This is a genomic window from Croceibacterium mercuriale (assembly GCF_000802385.1).
Taxonomy (GTDB): domain Bacteria; phylum Pseudomonadota; class Alphaproteobacteria; order Sphingomonadales; family Sphingomonadaceae; genus Croceibacterium; species Croceibacterium mercuriale.
Genome location: NZ_JTDN01000001.1, coordinates 894,561 through 911,194, shown reverse-complemented (window position 1 = coordinate 911,194; position 16,634 = coordinate 894,561). Strand labels below are relative to the sequence as shown.

13 protein-coding genes are annotated in these 16,634 nt (G+C 68.2%); 6 read left to right on the top strand and 7 right to left on the bottom strand.

What is annotated here, in order from left to right; all coding sequences use genetic code 11:
* Positions 1 to 19 precede the first annotated feature (19 nt).
* From PK98_RS04115 to moaB, 3 genes are read left to right on the top strand one after another with little or no spacing between them, the layout of a single operon-like run.
* Positions 20 to 781, top strand: a complete 762-nt coding sequence (locus PK98_RS04115) for a uracil-DNA glycosylase family protein (protein ID WP_039094493.1) — start codon at positions 20 to 22, stop codon at positions 779 to 781.
* Positions 778 to 2,532, top strand: coding sequence for a transglycosylase SLT domain-containing protein (locus PK98_RS04110; protein WP_039094491.1), 1,755 nt, complete (start codon positions 778 to 780; stop codon positions 2,530 to 2,532). Before PK98_RS04115 ends, PK98_RS04110 begins: the two co-directional genes overlap by 4 nt.
* Entirely contained in the window at positions 2,532 to 3,059 is a 528-nt protein-coding gene (gene moaB / locus PK98_RS04105; protein WP_039094489.1) for a molybdenum cofactor biosynthesis protein B, read from the top strand. The genes PK98_RS04110 and moaB overlap by 1 nt, the downstream gene beginning before the upstream one ends.
* 21 nt (positions 3,060 to 3,080) lie before the next feature.
* Here moaB and PK98_RS04100 read toward each other — a convergent pair whose 3' ends face one another.
* A complete protein-coding gene (locus PK98_RS04100; RefSeq protein WP_052208006.1) occupies positions 3,081 to 3,797 on the bottom strand; it encodes a ZIP family metal transporter in 717 nt (238 codons plus the stop codon).
* Between the two features lie 116 nt (positions 3,798 to 3,913).
* On the opposite strand from PK98_RS04100, the gene PK98_RS04095 reads away from it, so the two are divergent.
* Positions 3,914 to 5,023 carry a PA0069 family radical SAM protein gene (locus PK98_RS04095; protein ID WP_235425391.1) on the top strand — a complete coding sequence of 370 codons (1,110 nt, stop codon included), beginning with the start codon at positions 3,914 to 3,916 and terminating at the stop codon, positions 5,021 to 5,023.
* Positions 5,024 to 5,180: 157 nt separating this feature from the next.
* Positions 5,181 to 6,335 (top strand): OmpA family protein, encoded by a 1,155-nt coding sequence (locus tag PK98_RS04090; RefSeq protein WP_039094487.1) that lies wholly within the window; start codon positions 5,181 to 5,183, stop codon positions 6,333 to 6,335.
* A gap of 87 nt (positions 6,336 to 6,422) precedes the next feature.
* Here the strand turns inward: PK98_RS04090 and dnaE are convergent, their stop codons facing one another.
* The 6 genes from dnaE to recG form a co-directional block, all read right to left on the bottom strand.
* Positions 6,423 to 9,911, bottom strand: a complete 3,489-nt coding sequence (gene dnaE / locus PK98_RS04085; protein WP_039094485.1) for a DNA polymerase III subunit alpha — start codon at positions 9,909 to 9,911, stop codon at positions 6,423 to 6,425.
* 59 nt (positions 9,912 to 9,970) lie between these two features.
* Positions 9,971 to 10,246, bottom strand: coding sequence for a hypothetical protein (locus PK98_RS04080; RefSeq protein ID WP_039094483.1), 276 nt, complete (start codon positions 10,244 to 10,246; stop codon positions 9,971 to 9,973).
* A gap of 23 nt (positions 10,247 to 10,269) precedes the next feature.
* Complete coding sequence (locus PK98_RS04075) at positions 10,270 to 10,944, bottom strand: ABC transporter ATP-binding protein (RefSeq protein ID WP_039094481.1); 675 nt, start codon at positions 10,942 to 10,944, stop codon at positions 10,270 to 10,272.
* Positions 10,937 to 12,178 (bottom strand): lipoprotein-releasing ABC transporter permease subunit, encoded by a 1,242-nt coding sequence (locus PK98_RS04070; RefSeq protein ID WP_039094479.1) that lies wholly within the window; start codon positions 12,176 to 12,178, stop codon positions 10,937 to 10,939. The genes PK98_RS04075 and PK98_RS04070 overlap by 8 nt, the downstream gene beginning before the upstream one ends.
* 92 nt (positions 12,179 to 12,270) lie before the next feature.
* A complete protein-coding gene (locus PK98_RS04065) occupies positions 12,271 to 13,908 on the bottom strand; it encodes a mechanosensitive ion channel family protein (RefSeq protein ID WP_200884968.1) in 1,638 nt (545 codons plus the stop codon).
* A 117-nt stretch (positions 13,909 to 14,025) separates the two neighbouring features.
* Positions 14,026 to 16,089: an ATP-dependent DNA helicase RecG gene (gene recG, locus PK98_RS04060; RefSeq protein WP_039094477.1), complete on the bottom strand. Its 2,064-nt coding sequence runs from the start codon at positions 16,087 to 16,089 to the stop codon at positions 14,026 to 14,028.
* 265 nt (positions 16,090 to 16,354) lie between these two features.
* On the opposite strand from recG, the gene PK98_RS04055 reads away from it, so the two are divergent.
* Positions 16,355 to 16,621 (top strand): FAD assembly factor SdhE, encoded by a 267-nt coding sequence (locus tag PK98_RS04055; protein ID WP_039094475.1) that lies wholly within the window; start codon positions 16,355 to 16,357, stop codon positions 16,619 to 16,621.
* The last annotated feature ends 13 nt before the right edge of the window (positions 16,622 to 16,634 follow it).

Here is a 16,634-nt window from a genome sequence, read left to right as displayed (position 1 = left end):
AGGTCAAGAGAGGGCCTGAATGGATGATGTTGCCCCAGCCAAAGCTCCGCTGAGCCCGACGGAACGGATTGCTGCCGTACTGGACTGGTGGCGGGCGGCCGGCGTGACGCAGACGTTTCACGATGTCCCGCAGGACTGGCTGGCCCCGCCGGAAGACAAGGCGGCGCAGGCGCGCACGGCCCTGCCACCTGTACCCGTGCCGGAGGAACCACCTGCGCCACGGCTGGGCGGCGATCCTGCCAGCTGGCCGACCGACCTGCCCGGCTTTGCCGAGTGGTGGCTGAACGAACCGAGCCTGCCCTTCGCCGGCAGACGGCTGCCCCCGCGCGGGGTGTCCGGTGCGGCCCTGATGGTGCTGCTGGCCATGCCGGAGAGCGAGGACGAGGCCGAGCTGCTGTCGGCGTCGCACGGCCGGCTGGTCGGCGGCATCGCCCGCGCCCTGGGCGTGGGGGAAGACCAGCTCTACATCGCCAGCGCTCTGCCATCCCACCAGGCGCTGCCCGACTGGGCCGCCCTGCGGGAGGGCGGCATGGACGCCGTGCTGCAGCACCATGTCGCGCTGGCGCAGCCGCAGAAGCTGCTGGTACTGGGCGCGGCAGACATCCTGCCGCTGCTGGGGCACGATCCGGCGCAAGCGGCTCCCGGCATTCATGCTCTGTCTGCTGTTGGCATGGACAAGCCCGTGCTCGCCAGCTTTGCGCCCGATGCGCTGCTGGCGCGCTGGCAATTGCGCGCGCAGCTCTGGCGCGCGCTGCTCGACTGGACGAACGGGGACGCATGATCAGGACCATCCTTGCCGGCATCGCAGCCGCGGCCTTGGCCGGCACGGCGGCGCAGGCGCGCACCACCTTTGACTATTATACCGGCCGGGCCGACCTGTCGGCGACCCAGATCCCGGCGCAGCTGACCGCGGCCGATCGCGAGTACTACCGTGCGGTGTTCGCCGCGATCGACCGGCAGGACTGGGCCGGGGCGCAAGGGCTGCTGGCACAGCGCGGCGACGGCGTGCTGCACTGGATGGCGCTGGCACAGCTCTACACTGTCGCGGGGAGCCCGCGGGTGGAGCTGCCGGCGATCCAGGCGTGGCTCTCGCGTGGCCAGAACCTGCCGCAGGCGGAGCAGCTAGGCCGGCTGGCGCTGACGCGCGGTGCCACCACGCTGCCGGGCCTGCCGATGGCGCAGCAGTTCCAGTCGCAGGGCGGCATCCCCAAGCGGATCCAGCCGTCCCCGGTCAATGACGGCACCATGCCGGCAGAAATCAGCGCCGCCATCCTGGAACGGATCCGCAACGACGATCCCGATGGCGGGCGTGCCCTGCTCGACGGTGTGGACGCCTTGCTCAGCCCGGGGGCCCGCGCGGAATGGCGCCAGCGGGTGGCGTGGAGCTACTACATCGAGAACCGCGATGCCGAGGCGCTGGCACTGGCCCGCACGGTATCGGCCGGCGAAGGTGCCTGGGTCGGCGAGGGCGAGTGGACCGCCGGCCTCGCCGCCTGGCGGCTGGGCGACTGCGCCGGGGCCGGCGACGCGTTCGAGCGGGCGGCCTATTATGCCCACAACCCGGAACTGCGTTCGGCCGCGCAATATTGGGGCGCGCGCGCCGCGCTGCGCTGTCGTCAGCCGCAGAAGAGCGCCGAACTGCTGCGCGGCGCGGCGCTGGCAGACGAAACGCTGTATGGCATGCTCGCCGCCGAACAGCTCGGCACCGCCCTGCCCGCGCGGGTCGCCGGGGCCGACTTCTCCGCTGCGGACTGGCAGAATGTCGGCCGGCACGAAAACGTGCGCGTGGCCATCGCGCTGATGGAGATCGGGCAGGACGACCTCGCCAGCAAGGTGCTGCTGCATCAGGCGCGGATCGGCGACGCGGGCGACTATGCGCCGCTGTCGCGCCTAGCGCGTGACCTGGGTTTGCCATCGACGCAGCTCTACATGGCCTACAACGCGCCGCCCGGCGGCCGCAGCGATCCGGCCGGGCATTACCCCGCCCCCCGCTGGGTGCCGCTGAACGGCTGGCAGGTGGATCCCGCGCTCGCCTTTGCCCATACGCTGCAGGAATCGAACTTCCGCGCCAGTGCGGTCAGTCCCGCGCAGGCGCAGGGGCTGATGCAGATCACGCCCATCACCGTGCGGCAGCATGCGCCCCGGCTGGGCTTCGACGCATCGCGGGTGAACATCTTCGATCCGGCAGTCAATCTGGCGTTCGGGCAGCAGAACCTGGCCATGCTGCGCGACAATCCGGCAACCGGCGGCGCCCTGCCCAAGATCATGGCCGCCTACAATGCCGGGCTGACCCCGATCACCCGCTGGAACAGCGAGATCAACGATCAGGGCGATCCGCTGCTGTACATGGAGTCGATCCCCTACTGGGAAACGCGCGGCTATGTCGCCATCGTGACCCGCAACTACTGGATGTACGAGCGGCAGGCGAGCGCCGACGCCTCGCCCAGCCGGATCAGCCTGGCGCAGAACGCCTGGCCCGCTTTCCCGCAGGCCGATGGCCGCGTCTACCTTTCCGCAGGAGGACAACCCTGATGGCGATCGACGAGACCCGCGAGTTCCGCCCGCTGAACATCGCCGTGCTGACCGTGTCCGACACCCGCGATGCCGACACCGATACGTCCGGCGACATCCTGGCGGCGCGGGTCACGGGTGCCGGCCACCAGCTGGTCGCCCGCGCGATCGAGCGGGACGACGTCAACGCGATCATGACCCGGCTGGAAGGCTGGATCGATGATCCGCTGGTGGATGCGGTGGTCAGCACCGGCGGCACGGGCCTGACCGGGCGCGACATCACGCCGGAGGCACTGGGCCGCGTGGCCGACAAGGAGATCCCCGGGTTCGGGGAACTGTTCCGCTGGATCAGCTACCAGACGATCGGCACCAGCACCGTGCAGAGCCGCGCACTGGCCGTGGTCGCCCGCGGCACCTACATCTTCGCGCTGCCCGGATCGAACGGCGCGGTGAAGGACGGGTGGGACGGGATCCTGGCCGAACAGCTGGACAGCCGTAACCGGCCTTGCAACTTCGTGGAACTCATGCCGCGCCTGCAGGAACGCTGACGCAAGCAGGGCGCGGCCTGCTCAGCCGTGAGCCACGTCTACCAGCAGGTACATGACACCCATCCCGGCCAGGGTTGCCAGGGTCACCCGCAGCCGGGGATCGCGGGCATGGCTGCGCGGCACCAGCTCGCATGCGCCGATATACAGGAACACGCCGCCGAACAGCGCCAGCAGCAGGGCCATGTCGGCAGGGGAAACCTGCAGCAGCAGGCCGACCATCGTGCCGGTCAGCGGGGCGGCTCCGTTGATCAGCAGCCAGCGCCGGGCAAGACGCGGGCCGGATCGGGCCAACGACAGGCTGACCGTGTTGATCCCGTCCGCCAGATCATGCGTCAGCACCGCCGCGGCCACCAGCCAGCCGACATCGTGCGACACCTGGAAGGCGATGCCGATCATCACCCCGTCGATGAAGCTGTGCAGCGTCAGGCTGGCCGGTCCCAGATGGGCCTGCCACGCAACCGTCTTGGGCGCCGTGCCCGCCGGCAACTGGTGCAGCAGCAGGTAGGCCGCGATCCCCAGCCCGACACAGGCGAACAGGGCATGCACATCATGCACGCCCGCGCCCAGCTCTATCGCCTCGGGGATGAGGTCGAACACCGCCACGCCAAGCACCACGCCAGCCGCCAGTCCCAGCACCAGCGAGGCCCGCCCTTCCAGCCGCAGGGCCAGCAGACCGCCCAGCAAGGTGGCGGCACTGGCGGCAAGGCCGAACAGCAGAGGCAGGAGGATGGACGCCATGGTGGCGCCAGCGCCTAGAAGATCGTGGTGAATGTGACAACGTCACTCGTGCAGGAGACGGCACATTCCTGGACCGGCAATGACCGTGCCGCTTGTTCCGGATCCATGTTCCCTGTATGTTCCGCATCATGGATCACGATGCACCATCCAGGGTCCACGCACGCGGGGCGCAGTCAGGGGCGCTCTCCTCCCGCTTCGACGCGCAGCAACGCAGCACGGACGGGGACTGGCGCGACCATGTGGCAACGCTGGACGGCCCGCCGGTCAAGCTGCGCACCACCGTCACGGAGGAACATGCCCGCTCGATCCTGAGCTTCAACACGTCGCCGGACATCGGCTTCGATCGGTCGGTCAACGCCTACCGCGGCTGTGAGCACGGCTGTATCTACTGCTTCGCCCGGCCCACCCATGCCTATCACGACCTGTCGCCGGGGCTGGACTTCGAAACGCAGCTGTTCGCCAAGCCGGACGCGGCGCGACTGCTGCGTCAGGCGCTTGCCCGGCCCGGCTACGTTCCCCAGCCGATCGCCATGGGCACCAACACCGATCCCTATCAGCCGATCGAGCATGACTGGCGGCTCAGCCGGGCCTTGTTGCAGGTGTGTCTGGAAGCGAACCATCCGGTAACCGTGACCACCAAGAGCGACCGCATTCTGGCCGACCTCGATCTGCTGCGCCACCTTGCCGACCGGCAATTGGTGGCTGTCTCAATTTCGGTCACAACGCTGGACCCGCGCCTGGCGACGCTGCTGGAACCACGCGCGCCGACCCCGATGCGTCGTCTGACGGCACTGGAACAGCTGCGGGCGGCGGGTGTGCCGGTGCATTGCGCGATCTCGCCGATCATCCCCGCGATCACCGATGACGGGCTGGAGGCGATCATCGCCCGGATCGCGGAAATTGGCATCATCTCCGTCGGTTACATCCCGGTGCGGCTGCCGCACGAAGTGGCGCCGCTGTTCCGCGAATGGCTGGCGGTGCACTTTCCCGACCGCGCGGCGAAGGTCATGAACATCGTGCGCTCCATGCGCGGCGGGCGCGACAATGATCCTGCCTTCTTCACGCGAATGCGGCCGCAAGGCGTCTGGGCCGAGCTGCTGCAGGCCCGGTTCCGGACCGCGTGCCGCCGTGCAGGATTGCAGCCGGAGCGGTTTGTGCTCGACTGCGCCCGGTTCGCGATCCCCGCCGATTGGCCGGAGGCACCGGCGCAGCGCCAGCTGCTGTGATGAATTGGACACAGGCCGCATCCACTGACGCTTGACGCAGGAACAAGGATGTCTGACTTGCGTTGGGCGCATATTCTGCACGCCTGATCGGGCTTGTGGAAGATGGGCAATTCGTCTGGGGGCGCTGGCGCCACTCGCTGGAAGGGGAAACAAGAACATGAACAAGCTGCTATTCGGGCTTGCGACGGCCGGGGCCGTCGTGGCCATGCCGGCTGTCGCACGCGACGGTCAGGCCTATGTCGGACTGGAAGGCGGCGTGGTCGCGCCGGAGGATTTCAACTTCCGGCTGCAGGGCCCCTCTTCCCTGGTTTCTCCCAACGGCGCCGGGGACGCGCCGACGATCCGTGCGCAGCCTGCGGACACCGGCTGGGAAGCCGGCGTGGTCCTGGGCTATGATGCCGGCGTCGGCCGTATCGAGGTCGAAGGCACCTACAAGAACTTCGGCATCGACACCCTGATTGCCGCCGGCGGCCGCAACGGCCTGCCCGTGACCGGCTCCGGCCTGTCGGGCGGTACGTTCGAAACCGACGGCAAGATGGAAGTCGTGACTGCCATGGTCAACGCGCTGGCCGATATCGGCGGCGAAGATGGCATCGGCGTGTCGTTCGGTGGCGGTATCGGCATCGCACGCGCCGACGCCCGCATCGCAGCGGAAACCGGCACGCGCGGGTTCATCAATGCGCAGGATGACGCAGCCCTTGCCTATCAGGGTCTGGCCATGCTGCGCCTGCCGATCAACGATCGGGTCGATCTGGGCGTGAAGTATCGCTACTTCCGCACCGCCGACCTCAGCTACACCGACACGATCGGTCGTGACGTGGAAGCGCAGCTGACGACCCACTCGGTCCTCGCCACGCTGCTGTTCAACCTGGGCGGGTCCGAGCCTGCTCCGCCGCCCCCGCCGCCGCCGCCACCGCCTCCTCCCCCGCCGCCGCCCCCGCCGCCTCCGCCGGTCGCGCAGTGCAACCGTGGGCCGTATGTGGTGTTCTTCGACTGGAACAGCTCGACGATCACGCCGGAGGCTGCGAGCGTCCTGAACAGCGCCGTGACCGCATATGGCAATTGCGCCAATGTGCCGATCATGCTGGCAGGTTACACCGACACGTCGGGCCCGACGCAGTACAACGTCCGCCTCGCCGGTCGTCGTAACGAAAGCGTGCGCACCTTCCTGACCGGTCGTGGCGTTCCCGCAGCGCGCATCACCGCCGAAGCGTTCGGCGAAACCAACCTGCGCGTTCCGACCGCCGATGGCGTCCGCGAACTGCAGAACCGCCGCGTGGAAATCAGCTACGGTCCCGGCTCCGGCCGCTAAGACCGTCGCCTGACGAAAGAAGGGCCGGGGGAGCGATCCCCCGGCCCTTCTTGCATCTGCGACACTGGCGCTCCGCAGCGCCGGCGATCAGGCCACCAGGCGCAGGCGGCCTTTCATCTCGCGACCCTGCCGCCCGGCGCCCTGCGGCTTCAGCGTGACGGACGACAGGCCCGGCACCTCGGCCAGGCGCTCCACCATCTCGCCGTCCAGCGCGAAGTCCCGGCCCAGGCATACCACCGGATCACGCGTGCCGTCGCCGATCCGCAGCGTGGCGACCACCTCGCCACGCCCCTTGTCGCCCGGCTGCAAGGTTTCGCGCAGGATCTGCAACGCGCTCTGGTTCTCGACGTCTAGGGTCAGCAGCATGCGTACGCTGCCGGTCACCTCGCTCAACGGGCGGGCACCACGCACGGTAATACGGGGCGGCTCGTCCGGGCTGGGGCTGTCGAGCTCGACCTGCAGCAGCACGCAGATGTCGTCCCCAGCCCACCGCTCGAACGGCTCGACCAGCGCCTCCTCGAAACAGGCGGCGCTGAACTGTCCGGTCGCGTCGGAGAACTCGGCCCGGATGAACGCCCCGCCCTTGCGCGTGCGCCCCTTGCTGACATTCTCCACCAGCGCCGCCATCACCGCATTGCGGCGACCGCCCGCCACGCCTTCCCCGATGATCGAGCCGTAGGAGCGCGCCCCTTGCGCCGAGGCGACGGCGCGGAACTGCTGCACCGGATGAGCGGCGAAGAAGAAGCCGAAATTGTCCCGCTCCGCCGCCATCTGCTCCGCCCGCGGCCAGACCGGTGCGTCGACCAGCCGCAATGCGGGTTCCACATGATCGTCACCGCCGAACAGCCCGACTTGCCCGCTGGCACGTTCGCGGCTGGCATGGTCGGCCACCGCCAGCAGCATGTCGGCATTGGCCAGCACCTTGGCCCGGTTCGGCTCCAGACCGTCGAACGCGCCGGCCGCGGCCAGTCCCTCCAGCTGGCGCCGGTTCATGCAGCCGGGCGGCATGCGGCGGAAGCAGTCCTCCAGATCGGCGAAGCGCCCATGCGCCTGCCGCTCCGCCACGATCGCGTCCATCGCCTTCTCGCCGACATTGCGGATGCCGGCCAGGGCATAGCGGACCGCCAGCCCGTCGCCGGTCTGCTCCACGGTGAACTCCGCCTCGCTGGCATTGATATCCGGCCCCAGCAGGGTCAGCCCGGCCCGGCGCATGTCGTCCACGAACACCGCCAGCTTTTCGGATTGGTGCATGTCGAAGCACATGGAGGCGGCGTAGAACTCCTCCGGATAATGCGTCTTCAGCCACGCCGTCTGGTACGACAGCAGCGCATAGGCAGCCGCGTGCGACTTGTTGAAACCGTATCCTGCAAACTTGTCGATCAGGTCGAACAGCTCGTTCGCCTTCTTCTTCTCGATCCCGCTGACCGTCAGGCATCCATCGACGAACCGGGCGCGCTGCACGTCCATTTCTGCCTGGATCTTCTTGCCCATGGCCCGGCGCAGCAGGTCGGCATCGCCCAGGGAGTAGCCGGCCAGGATCTGCGCCGCCTGCATCACCTGTTCCTGATAGACGAAGATGCCGTAGGTCTCCGCCAGGATACCCTCCAGCTTGGCATGCGGATACTCGATCGGCGCTTCGCCGCCCTTGCGCTTGCCGAACAGCGGGATGTTGTCCATTGGCCCCGGCCGGTACAGCGAGACCAGCGCGATGATGTCCTCGAACCGGGTCGGCTTCACCGCGGTCAGCGTGCGCCGCATGCCTTCGGATTCCAGCTGGAACACGCCTACCGTGTCGCCGCGCTTCAGCAGGGCGAACACATCGTCATCGTCCCACGGCAGGGTGGCGAGGTCGATGGTAATGCCGCGCCGCGCCAGCAGGTCCACTGCCCGCTGCAGCACCGACAGAGTCTTCAGGCCCAGGAAATCGAACTTGACGAGGCCCGTATCCTCAACCCACTTCATGTCGAACTGGGTGACCGGCATGTCCGATCGCGGATCACGATACAGCGGCACCAGCTGCGCCAGCGGCCGGTCGCCGATCACCACGCCGGCAGCATGGGTGGACGAGTTGCGCGGGAATCCCTCCAGCAGCATGGCCAGGTTGATCAGGCGCTTGGTTTCGTTGTCGTTGTCGAACTCGCGACGGAACTCCAGCACGCCGTTCAAGGACCGCTCCAGCGTCCACGGATCGGTCGGATGGTTGGGGACCATCTTGGTCAGGCGATCGACCTTGCCGTAACTCATCTGCAGGATGCGGCCGCAATCGCGCAGCGCGGCGCGCGCCTTCAGCTTGCCGAAGGTGATGATCTGCGCGACGTGGTCATGGCCGTACTTGGCCTGGACGTAGCGGATCACCTCGCCCCGCCGCGTTTCGCAGAAGTCGATGTCGAAGTCGGGCATCGACACGCGTTCCGGGTTCAGGAAGCGTTCGAACAGCAGCCCCAACCGGATCGGATCAAGGTCGGTGATGGTCAGCGACCATGCGACCAGCGATCCCGCACCCGAACCACGGCCCGGACCGACCGGGATGCCCTGCCCCTTCGCCCACTTGATGAAGTCGGCGACGATCAGGAAATAGCCGGGGAACCCCATGCGGGAGATGACCCCCACCTCGAAGTCCAGCCGCTCGGCATAGATGCGGCGGTCGTCATCCGTCAGCGTCTCGTATCCGGCCAGGCGGGCGGCGAGACCGGCTTTCGCATCCTCGGCCAGCATCCGCGCCTCGCCTTCGATATCGCCGGCCAGGCTGGGCAGGATCGGCTTGCGGCGCGGTGGCGCGAAGGCGCAGCGTTGCGCCACCACCAGCGTGTTCTCGACCGCCTCGGGCAGGTCGGAGAACAGGTCCGCCATCGTCTCGGCATTCTTCACCCAGGCCTCCGCCATGGATCGCGGCCGGTCGGTGCTGTCGATCTGGCTGGAATGGGCGATGCACAGCATGGCATCATGCGCCTTGTGCATGTGCGCCTCTGCGAAATTGGCGGGGTTCGTGGCCACCAGCGGCAGATCGTGGGCATAGGCCAGCTCAATCAGCCCCTCCTCCGCCCCATCCTCGGTGGCATCGCCGCGCCGCGCCAGCTCGACATACAGGCGCCCGGGGAACAGCTGCGCCAGCCGCAGCAGCAACGCTTCGGCCTGATTGGGCCGGTTCGCCGCCAGCAGCCGGGTCACGCCGCCTTCGCTGGCGCCGGTCAGGGCGATCAGGCCATCGGTGCGCCCGGCAAGATCGGCCAGGGTGACATGCGGCTCCTGTTCCAGCGGGCGATGCAGATGCGCCTGGCTGACCAGATGGCACAGGTTCTGCCAACCGGCCTCGTCCTGCACCAGCAACGGCAGGTGGTCGATCGTGTCCTCGCCATCGCGCACCACACCCAGCAGCGCGCCGACGATCGGCTGCACGCCGTCGCCCTTGCAGGCGGCGGCAAAGGCGCTGGCGGCATAGAGCCCGTTGCGATCGCACAGGGCAATGGCGGGGAAGCCATTGGCCTTGGCCAGCTTGGCGATGTTCTTCGGCTCGATCGCCCCTTCCAGCATGGAATAGGAGGAGAAGACGCGAAGGGGAACGAAACTGGCGTGCATAAGCCCTTGATAGGCATGGCCGCGCCCGTGGCATAGGGGCGTCGGCCGGTTTTGCCGGTTCAGATGCGCGGGAAGTCGGGCCGCCCGGCCAGCGCCATGATCTCCGGCACGGTCAGGATATGGTCGCCCGCGTGATAGATCACGTACTGGGCACGCTCGTCCTCCGGCATGTTGCGGATCATGGCGACCATCTGCGCCAGCGTGCCGCGATGCAGCCCGGCGAAGCCTTCCAGGATGCCGCCGCCGCCCGCCAGGTGGATGGACGCGTGCGTCTGCCAGTCGAAGCCCAGCGGGCCGGAGCTTTCACCCTGGATGGTGCCGGGATTGTGGGTCATCGTGTGTCGCCTTTCGAATGGGTTCAGGTGAGCACGCCGTCGTGCAGCCGGACCACCCGGTCCATGCGTGCCGCCAGGCGTTCATTGTGGGTCGCGATCAATGCCGCGCTGCCGGTGCCGCGCACCAGTTCCAGGAACTGCGCCAGCACCCGGTCTGCCGTATGCTCGTCCAGATTGCCGGTCGGCTCGTCCGCCAGCACCAGCTGCGGCCGGTTGGCCAGCGCACGGGCCACGGCCACGCGCTGCTGCTCGCCGCCCGAAAGCTGGCTCGGCCGATGATCCAGCCGATGTTCCAGGCCCAGCGCGGTCAGCAGCTCGCGCGCCCGCTCCTCACCGACCGGCCGGGCGATGCCGGACACCAGCTGCGGCAACAGGACATTCTCCAGCGCGGTGAAGTCGGGCAGCAGGTGGTGGAACTGGTACACGAAGCCCAGATGGTTGCGGCGCATGGTGGTGCGACCGGCGGCATCCAGCCCGCTGGCGTCGGTGCCGGCAATGGCGATCCGCCCGCCGAACCCGCCTTCCAGCAGGCCGACCGCCTGCAACAGCGTCGACTTGCCCGAGCCGGACGGGCCGAGCAGCGCGACGATCTCACCCGGCGCGATCTGGAGGTTCACGCCCTTCAGCACATCGATCCGCACACCGCCCTGTTCGAAGGAGCGGGCGAGGTTTTCCAGCAGGACCACAGGATTACTCATAACGCAGCACCTCCACCGGGTCGGTGCCCGCGGCGCGATAGGCGGGATACAGGGTGGCGAGGAAGCTGAGCCCCATGGCCATGCCGCAGATCATCAGCACCTCGAACGGGTCGGTCCGGGCGGGTAGCTGCGTCAGGAAGCGGATCTGCGGATCCCACAGGTTCTGCCCGGTGATCGCCTCGATCCCGCGCACGATCGGCTGGCGGAACAGCAGCACCGTGAAGCCGAGCGCCAGGCCCGCCAGCGTGCCGATTGCGCCGACTGCGGAACCCGTGGTCACGAAGATCTTCAGCAACGAATTGCGGGTCGCGCCCATGGTCCGCAGGATCGCGATGTCGCGCGTCTTGGACCGGACCAGCATCACCAGGCTGGACAGGATGTTGAACGCCGCCACCAGCACGATGATCGACAGTGCGAAGAACATCGCCACGCGTTCCACCTGCAGCGCCTCGAACAGGGTGCCGTTGATGGTGCGCCAGTCCTGCACCACGGCGCGGCCTGTCAGCTGCTCCGTCAGCGGTGCCAGGATCTCGCCCACACGGTCGGCATCCTCGGTCGTGACCTCGATCATGCCGATGGAATCGCCGGTCAGCAGCAAGGTCTGCGCCTGCGAGATCGGCATGACGACGAAGGCCTGATCGTAATCGTAGACGCCGATCTCGAAGATGCTGGTGATGGTATAGCCGACCTGCCGCGGCACGGTGCCGAACGGGGTGGAGCGGCCCTGCGGGTTGATGATGGTGATCACGTCGCCCACCCGCACGCCCAGGTTCATGGCCAGGCGCGATCCGATGGCGACATTGTCCGCCCCCGGCTGGATCGTGGCGATGTTGCCGGCCACCACGCTGTTGCTCAGCGCGCCGATGTCTTCCTGCGTGTTGCCACGCACCAGCACGGCCTCGACCCGGCCGTTGAAGGTCGCCAGCAGTGGCTGCTCGATCAGCGGGCTGGCGTCGGTCACCCCCGGGGTGGCCCGCACATCGCGCAGCACCGTCTCCCAATCATCCAGCCGCCCGCCATAGGCCTGGATGATGGCGTGGCCATTCAGGCCGACGATCTTGTCCAGCAGCTCCGCCCGGAAGCCGTTCATCACGCTCATCACCACCACCAGCATGGCGACCGACAGCATGACCACGCCGATGGAGATCGACGCCACCAGCGCGATCACCGCCTCGCCGCGCCCCGGCAGCATGTAGCGTTTGGCAATGGTCCATTCGAAAGGGGACAGGATCAAGAGCGGGCTTCTTTGCGGCGAAGGGAGACGCGGCGATCTAGCAGCTTTGTGGCGGAGCGGAAGGGGGCCGCGCCCCACCGCCCCTAATTGGCTCAGCCATCATTGGCCGGATCGGCCGGATCGCCCCCGCCGCCCGATTTCGCCACCGGCAGGTCGTTGCCGAACACGATGGTCCGCGTCGGAAAGGCGATGCCGATACCGGCATTCTCGAACCGCTCCAGAATGGTGAGCAGCAACTCCTCCCGATGGATCAGGCTTTCGGCAAAATCGGGCACGTCGATGTAGGAGAACACCTCGATGTCGAGGGAGCTGGCGCCGAAATCCTTCAGCCGGGCGCGGGAGCCTTCCGCCACCTTCTCGTGTGCCTCCAGCACTTCGGCGACGATCTGGACCGCTTCGCGCACCTTGGCCGCGGGCAGGCCGTATTCGATGCCGATCAGCGGATTGAACAGGAATCGTTCGCGGACGGAGTAGTTCTCGATCTGCTGCGATGACAGGTCGCCGTTGGGGATGGTGACGATCGTGCGGTCATTGGTGCGGATGCGGGTGGAGCGGATGCCGACATCCTCCACCGTGCCGACGACCGTGCCGACCTTCACGAAGTCGCCCACCTGTGCCGGCTTGTCGACGATCACCGTCACGCTGCCGACCAGGTTCTCCACCGTCTTCTGCGCACCCAGCGCCAGCGCGATACCGCCGATACCCAGCGCGGCCACACCGGTGGTGACGTCGATGCCGAACGTGTCCAGCACGGCGATGAACACGAAGGCGAGCAGGATGATCTTGACCACCCGCCGCAGCAACGAGACGACGGAGATGACCTGCCGCCGTTCGTGCCGCTGCATCCGGGCAATGGTCAGGTCCGACACCGCGTTGACCAGTCGCAGCCCGAACCACACCAGCGCGATCAGCGCGACCACGCCGGTATAGCGCAGCAGCAGTTGCCGCGCGACGATGGAGGCCGGCAGCTGCTCCGCCCAGACATAGAACATGCCGCCCGCCACCAGCAGACTCACTGGCGGTAGCGCAGCGTTGAGCGCGCGATACAGCAAGCTGGTCTGCGGTTCGCTGATGACCCGCTTGGCAACCGTCAGCAGCAACCGGGCGATGACGTAGAGCCCGCCGAACAATGCCAGGGCGGCCCCGATCAGCAGCGCCCAGTCCGCCAGGGGTGCGCCTGCCAGCATGAAGCCGTCCTCGGATGGTGCCGCCTCGGCCGCGACCTGGGCGACCTCCCGCGTGGCGAGCTGCGCCACCACCTCCGGCGCCACCCGCCAGACCTGCACCGTGCCGCCCTCTTCCACGGCGGAACGGACCAGCACGATCGGCACCTGATTGCCGCCGATCGGCACGCTGCCGACCTGCTCCTGCTCCAGCGCCAGTCCGTCGTCGGTGCGGCCGGTCGGATCGTTGGACAGGTTGCCGAAGGGCTGCAACGTGCCGCCGCTATCCAGCAGGGTGCGCAGTCGCTGCGTCAGGGTGGAGGCGCGCGCACGTTGCGCATCGGTCTCCAGCGGTACCGTCAGATATTGCGCCGCCCGGTTGTAGTCGCCCTCCCCCAATGCGTTGAGCAGGGCGGTGACGGAAGAGCGCGGCGTCAGCCGGTCATACGGATCGGCAATCGCCGCCACCGCCTCCTCTGCCGCGGCGTCCGCGTCCTGCGCGTAAGCATGCGCCGGCAGCAAGACGAGCAGGACGGCGAGCAGCTGGGTCAACAGGCGCAGGGACAAAAGGCATTCTCCGGATAGTCGCAGCGGCGGCATGGGTGGTGGCGCATCCCATCAACCCGCGGCAAGTCAACCGGGCAGACGGACGGTCCGTTCCAGCGGGCCGCCGGGCCGAGCCGTTCAGCCGCCGCGGAGCAGCTGCACGCCCCAGTCGCGTTCCAGCAGATACAGCAGGATGCGGGCGGCCGCGCCGCGTGATCCGGTCAGGCCACCATCACGTTCCAGCAGCAGCCGCGCATCGTCCTGCGCCATCTGCCCCATGCGACTGGTCTGTTCCAGGGTGGCGATACGGAACGCCTCCTCCCCCGATTGCCGCGTGCCCAAGATCTCGCCGCCCCCACGCAGCCGCAGGTCCTCTTCCGCCAGGCGGAACCCGTCCTGCGTCTCGCGCATCAGCGCCAGCCGCTCGCGCCCGACCTCCGACAAGGCGTCGCCGCGCAGCAGCAGACAGGTACTCTTGCCGGTGCCCCGCCCCACCCGCCCGCGCAACTGGTGCAGCTGGGCCAGGCCGAACCGTTCGGCCTGCTCGATGACCATGAGGGTGGAACTGGGCACGTCCACGCCGACCTCGATCACCGTGGTCGCCACCAGCAGCTTTGCCCGTCCGCTGGCGAAGCGCTCCATGGCGGCATCCTTCTCCTCCGGCCGCAGCTGCCCGTGAACCAGCTCGACCGCATCGCCGAACCGCTCCTTCAGCGATGCATACCGGGCCTCGGCTGCGGCCAGATCGTCGTTCTCGCCCTCGTCGCGCACCATCGGGCACACCCAGTAGGCCTGCGCGCCCGCCTCCAGATGCCGCGCCACGCCGTCGACCACGTCGCTCAGGCGGTCCAGCGCGACCACCCGCGTGTCGATCGGCTGCCGTCCGGGTGGCAGTTCGTCGAGGCGGCTCACGTCCATCTCGCCATATTGCGCCAGCACCAGCGTGCGCGGGATCGGCGTGGCGGTCATCGCCAGCACGTGCGGCGTGCGGCGGCCCTTCTGCGTGAGCAGCAACCGCTGCCCCACACCGAAGCGGTGCTGTTCGTCGATCACCACCAGTCCCAGATTGCGGTAGTTCACCGTGTCCTGAAAGATGGCATGCGTGCCGACCAGGATGTCGATCGTGCCGTCCAGCAGCCCCATCAGGATGCTTTCGCGCTGACGGCCCTTGTCGCGCCCGGTCAGCAGCGCAACCGTCGCACCCGTCGGCGCCGCCATCCGGCGCAGCGTCTCGTAATGCTGGCGCGCCAGGATCTCTGTCGGCGCCAGCATCGCTGCCTGGGCGCCGCTCTCCACCGCACCCAGCATGGACAGCAGCGCCACCACCGTTTTGCCCGCGCCCACATCGCCCTGCAGCAGGCGCAGCATCGGCGATTCCTGCGCCATGTCCCCGGCGATCTCCGCCACCGATCGCACCTGCGCGCCGGTCAGCGGGAACGGCAGCTGCAGCGTGTCCGTCAGCCGCCCGTCGCCCGCCAGCGCCTGCCCCCGGCGACGACGATTGTCCGCCCGAACCAGCAGCAGCGCCAGCGCATTGGCCAGCAGCTCGTCATAGGCCAGCCGGTCGCGGGCGCCGGCATTCTCTTCCCGATGGGCCGCGGCGAGCGCCTCGCGCCATGCGGGCCAGCCGGCCCGGTCCAGCACGCCGGGCTCGATCCATTCGGGCAGATCGGGGCAGCGGGCCAGCGCCTGTTCCGCGAAGCCGGCAATGCGCGGCTGCGTCAGCCCTTCCGCCAGACGATAGATCGGCTCCATCTGCCGGGCCGTTGCGCTCTCGCTGCTTTCGGCGATGTGATCCGGATGCACGATCTGCAGCATCTGGCCATACTGGTCCAGCCGCCCGGCCACCCACCGTCGTTCCCCGATCGGCAGCGCCTTGCGCGCGCTGAAGGCGGCCTTGCCGAACCAGGTGAGCGCGATGACGTTGCCGATCGCATCCTGCGCCAGGATGCGGAACGGTGCACGCGGGCTGGGGCTGCCGCGATGCTCGGTCACGGTCAGCGCGACCACGATCTGCTCGCCCACACCCGCCGCATCCAGGTCCGGCACGGCGCGGCGGCTGACGAAACGTTCCGGCAGGTGATAGGCAACGTCCCGCACCCGCGCCAGGCCCAGCCGTTCCAGCGGCTTCTTCAGCTTGGGGCCGACACCGTCCAGGCCTTCGATCTCGGCAAACAGGGGATTGAGCAAATCGGGGCGCATGGCAGACCCGCCTTTGCCTGCCCGGCGGCCCGATGGGCAAGCGCTTTGGATCATGCCGGCCATTGGCGGCAAGGTCACACCGCTTTCCTACACGGCCCCCGCTGGCTTACGCACTCACGACAGGCAGAAAGCTTCTGGCCGATATTCAAAGGTTTGCACGACCCGGATGGCACACCGTGAACACTGTCAGGAGTGTCAATTTCGCCCCTGAACTGCGTGCCGTCCGGGCGTGACCAGGCGCCCTCGACCTGCTAGGCGCACCTGCATGAACGACATCTTCAAGGCCCGCCTTGCCCGGGCCAGGTTCCGTGCCTGGCACCGCGGCACGCGCGAGGCGGATTACATGATCGGCGGCTTCTTTGACCGCTACCACGCGGAATGGGCCGAGGCGGAGCTCGTCTGGTTCGAAACGGTGCTGGAGGAAGACGACGTGGACATCATGGCCTGGGCGCTGGGGACGCAGGCGGTGCCGGCGGCATTCGAAGGGGCGCAGATGACGGCGTTCCGCAAGCTCGATTACGTCACCATCTGAGGAACCTGGCTGT

Excerpts from the sequence above, each read along its gene's own strand:
- PK98_RS04115 (WP_039094493.1), top strand. The coding sequence starts at position 20 with ATGGATGATGTTGCCCCAGCCAAAGCTCCGCTGAGCCCGACGGAACGG.
- PK98_RS04110 (WP_039094491.1), top strand. The coding sequence starts at position 778 with ATGATCAGGACCATCCTTGCCGGCATCGCAGCCGCGGCCTTGGCCGGC.
- moaB (WP_039094489.1), top strand. The coding sequence starts at position 2,532 with ATGGCGATCGACGAGACCCGCGAGTTCCGCCCGCTGAACATCGCCGTG.
- PK98_RS04100 (WP_052208006.1), bottom strand. The coding sequence starts at position 3,797 with ATGGCGTCCATCCTCCTGCCTCTGCTGTTCGGCCTTGCCGCCAGTGCC.
- PK98_RS04095 (WP_235425391.1), top strand. The coding sequence starts at position 3,914 with ATGTTCCGCATCATGGATCACGATGCACCATCCAGGGTCCACGCACGC.
- PK98_RS04090 (WP_039094487.1), top strand. The coding sequence starts at position 5,181 with ATGAACAAGCTGCTATTCGGGCTTGCGACGGCCGGGGCCGTCGTGGCC.
- dnaE (WP_039094485.1), bottom strand. The coding sequence starts at position 9,911 with ATGCACGCCAGTTTCGTTCCCCTTCGCGTCTTCTCCTCCTATTCCATG.
- PK98_RS04080 (WP_039094483.1), bottom strand. The coding sequence starts at position 10,246 with ATGACCCACAATCCCGGCACCATCCAGGGTGAAAGCTCCGGCCCGCTG.
- PK98_RS04075 (WP_039094481.1), bottom strand. The coding sequence starts at position 10,944 with ATGAGTAATCCTGTGGTCCTGCTGGAAAACCTCGCCCGCTCCTTCGAA.
- recG (WP_039094477.1), bottom strand. The coding sequence starts at position 16,089 with ATGCGCCCCGATTTGCTCAATCCCCTGTTTGCCGAGATCGAAGGCCTG.
- PK98_RS04055 (WP_039094475.1), top strand. The coding sequence starts at position 16,355 with ATGAACGACATCTTCAAGGCCCGCCTTGCCCGGGCCAGGTTCCGTGCC.